Raw genomic sequence first — 3,520 nt, forward strand, 5'->3', positions numbered from 1 at the left:
TGTAAAGGGGTTTGGCGACAGTTTAACTGATGAGTGTGATTAGGAAAGCTGATGACAGGAGAGAGATGGGCGATCGCCAGGAATTTTGTTAAGAAAGTTGAGGGTTTTGCTTTCTGTGGGTCAGCTCATGATACCTTTCTAAAACCTGAAAGCGGGAAAGTCCGGTGCAACTCCGGCGCTGTGCCGCAACTGTAAAAGTCAGAATGCCGATTTCGGGGGCGCTTTGTGGGCGTTTACTTTTGGATTCCCTGCGCAGCACGGGGAGGAGATTATTTGTTAGCTTTGACTGATTTGCCGACTTGTCCGGGTTTATTTTACGGTTCGATCGCCCGAGACGGAGTTTTATCGAGAATGCGGATTCCGGGGGGAATTTTAAACGCGCAGCAGTGTTGGACGATCGCCGATTTGGCAGATCAATACAGTAGCGGCTGTTTGCAAGTGACGAATCGGGCAAATTTGCAAATCCGAGAATTGCACTCGTCCATTCCCCCGGAAGTCTGGAACCGCTTGCAGGAATTGGGGATAGCGTCTCGCCGCGTTGAAGTTGACCCGATTCGCAATATTATGGCAAGTCCGACAGCAGGGATCGATCGCCAGCAGTTACTCGATACTCGCCCGCTAGTGAAAGCTTGGGATGATTACCTGCAAACACATCCCGAATTGTCGGAACTTTCGCCTAAGTTCAGTATTGGCCTCGACGGCGGGGAATCGGTTTCGATCCGCGATTTACGCAACGATATTTTATTAGCTGCTGAAGCGCTTTCAATCCAATCAGAAATCGTTTTTCGGCTGCATTTAAACGGCGATACAGGAATTTTAATCCAAGAATCGCAATGTATTTCAGTATTAGCCGCCCTCGCTAGCGCCTATCTTGAATACACAAAAAATCATCCTCGAATTGATGGGAAAAAGCCGCGTTTGCGTCACCTCTTGGCAGATAGGGGTGTTGAAAGTTATCTAGAACGGGTACAGCAGAATTTACCATTTTTATTGCAATTCACATCTTGCACCTTTCCCAAAAACAGGCAAGATGCCTGTTGCACCAAGAGTGAATTTCCTTGTGGGGTGGGCATCTTGCCCGCCCGATCGATCGACTCATCTGCAAGGGCGATCGAACAATCCCGACATCTCGGCATTTACCCTCAGCAACAGTCCGGTTTCTCCTACATGGGAATTGCACTGCCCCTAGGTAAGCTAGAATCAAATCAACTGCGGAATTTGGCAAATTTAGCCCAAAATCTAGCCAGCGGTACCCTGAGACTTACGCCGTGGCAAAATCTGTTGATTTCTGATATCCCCAACTCCCAGCTTTTTGAGGTAAAACAGCAAATCGCCGATTTGGGATTGCACTCATCGGCGACTCGCCTAGATTCGTGCTTGGTGGCTTGTGCAGGCAGCAGCGGCTGTGCGTCGGCGGCGACAGATACTCAAAGTCACGCCCTAGCAATGGCGAGGCATTTAGCGCAAAAATTGACGATCGACGGGCCGATTAACATTCATTTCAGCGGTTGCCAAAAGTCCTGCGCCCAGCACCGCCCAATTGATATCACGCTGGTGGGAATTCAGATTGAGCGAGAACACGAGACGATCGCAGGTTACAACATTTATGCGGGTAGAAAAAATTTACCCTTCGGACGACCAATTTTTCAGGCGGTGAGTGCGGTCGAGATGCCCGGTGCGATCGAGCGAATGTTGCAGGTATATCAGCGGTTTCGAGAGCCTTTGGAGTCATTTGGTGAGTTTGTCGATCGGCAGGCGATCGACCAATTACAGGAGTTCTTGAACACCGAAAAATGGAATTTAAGGTGAAAAAATATCCCATTAAAACTGACAATTTTTAAGCATTTCCCTTGATATTTCTTCCTTCGCGTTCTTTGCGCCTTCGCGGTTCATTCAAAAAATCTATTTCACAAATCCCACAAAATTTCCACAGCAGTTTTAAAGAATGATTGACTACATTCGAGACGGAACAGAAATCTACATCAAATCTTTTGCCACAATTCGATCCGAAACAGATTTGTCAACCTTGCCGCCCGATTTAGAATCGGTAGCCGTGCGACTAATTCACAGTTGCGGCATGACCGATATTGTTGCAGATTTAGCAGCTTCGCCCGGGGCCGCAACCTGCGGACGCCAAGCCCTCTCAGCAGGTGCGCCCATCCTGTGCGATGCCCGGATGGTGGCCGAAGGCATCACTCGCAAACGCCTTCCCGCTGACAATCAGGTGATTTGCACCCTCTGGCATTCCGAAATCCCGGAGTTGGCGCGGCAAATGGGAAATACTCGATCCGCCGCAGCCGTGGATTTGTGGCTAGACAACTTGCAGGGTGCCGTTGTGGCAATTGGCAATGCCCCGACTGCTTTGTTCCGACTGCTGGAAATGCTGGATGCCGGAGCACCCAAACCGGCTTTAATTTTGGGTTTCCCGGTAGGATTTGTGGGGGCTGCTGAATCCAAAGCCGAACTGGCCGCCAACAGTCGGGGAGTGCCATTTATTACGTTGCACGGGCGGCGCGGTGGCAGTGCAATGGCAACGGCGGCCGTGAATGCGTTAGCGAAAAAGGATGAATTATGACTGAGGCGAATGGTAAATTGTACGGTTTGGGTATTGGCCCTGGCGATCCAGAATTGATTACTTTGAAAGCTTATCGGATTTTGCAATCGGTGCCGGTGATTGCCTATCCGGCGATGGAAAATGGTAAGGTGCTGGCGCGGGCGATCGTCGCAGATTATCTGCGCCCGGAGCAAATTGAGATTCCGATGCCGTTGCCTTTTAGTCCGACGCGATCGTCTCAACCTTATTATGATGTTGCTGCCGAGAAAATTGCCGCACATTTGAGCCAGGGACAGGATGTGGCGGTGCTATGTGAGGGCGAACCTTTTCTCTACGGCTCGTTTATGTATCTATTCAACCGTTTGTCGGCGAGATTTACCACTGAAGTTGTGCCGGGAATTTCTTCGACAATGGCGAGTGCGGCTGCGTTGGGAGTGCCGCTGACTTATCGTAACGATGTGTTAAGTATTATGCCTGCGACGCTGGATGCTGAGGTTTTGCGCGATCGGCTGGCGGTTGTTGATGCTGCGGTGATTATTAAGCTGGGCCGGCATTTTGCGAAAGTCCGGGACGTGCTGATTGAGTTGGGACAGTTCGATCGAGCACTGTATATAGAACGCGCAACTATGCCGAATCAGCGAATTCGGGCGATCGCAGATGTCGATCCCGCTGAAGTTCCCTATTGGGCTCTCATTATGATACCCAGCCAGCAAAAGTCTGTATCCTAATATTTCCATGCCTGAAGGCGACGCGCTTCCAGGCTTTCCCTACTTTTTTGTGCATTCTTGCCCATTTATCCAGTATTCCTGATATTTATAACTCAACCTTATGACTCTCATCAGTATATTTGTTGTTAAAATACTTTACAAACTTTAGAATATGCTTTACATTTATTTACATGGCGGAACACAAAGCCGTCACGAACATTGAAAACCAAATAAAGCAATCATAAGACCATGACCACAA

At 49.2% G+C, this 3,520-nt stretch carries 3 protein-coding genes and 1 riboswitch; all 3 genes read left to right on the forward strand.

Annotated elements, in window-relative coordinates; all coding sequences use genetic code 11:
• Positions 1-137: 137 nt before the first annotated feature.
• A riboswitch (adenosylcobalamin-variant (AdoCbl-variant) riboswitch) is annotated at positions 138-217 on the forward strand.
• 8 nt (positions 218-225) lie between these two features.
• Positions 226-1,809: a precorrin-3B synthase gene (gene cobG / locus QUA99_RS32430; RefSeq protein WP_333245605.1), complete on the forward strand. Its 1,584-nt coding sequence runs from the start codon at positions 226-228 to the stop codon at positions 1,807-1,809.
• Positions 1,810-1,945: 136 nt separating this feature from the next.
• Positions 1,946-2,575 (forward strand): precorrin-8X methylmutase, encoded by a 630-nt coding sequence (locus QUA99_RS32435; RefSeq protein WP_333245602.1) that lies wholly within the window; start codon positions 1,946-1,948, stop codon positions 2,573-2,575.
• Positions 2,572-3,282, forward strand: coding sequence for a precorrin-2 C(20)-methyltransferase (locus QUA99_RS32440; RefSeq protein WP_333245599.1), 711 nt, complete (start codon positions 2,572-2,574; stop codon positions 3,280-3,282). The genes QUA99_RS32435 and QUA99_RS32440 overlap by 4 nt, the downstream gene beginning before the upstream one ends.
• Positions 3,283-3,520: the final 238 nt, after the last annotated feature.

This window comes from Microcoleus sp. F10-B2, from assembly GCF_036704965.1.
In the GTDB taxonomy this organism is placed as follows: Bacteria; Cyanobacteriota; Cyanobacteriia; order Cyanobacteriales; family Microcoleaceae; genus Microcoleus.

Bases quoted from the DNA above. Each gene is read 5' to 3' on its own strand.
- QUA99_RS32435 (WP_333245602.1), top strand. From the start codon at position 1,946: ATGATTGACTACATTCGAGACGGAACAGAAATCTACATCAAATCTTTT.
- QUA99_RS32440 (WP_333245599.1), top strand. From the start codon at position 2,572: ATGACTGAGGCGAATGGTAAATTGTACGGTTTGGGTATTGGCCCTGGC.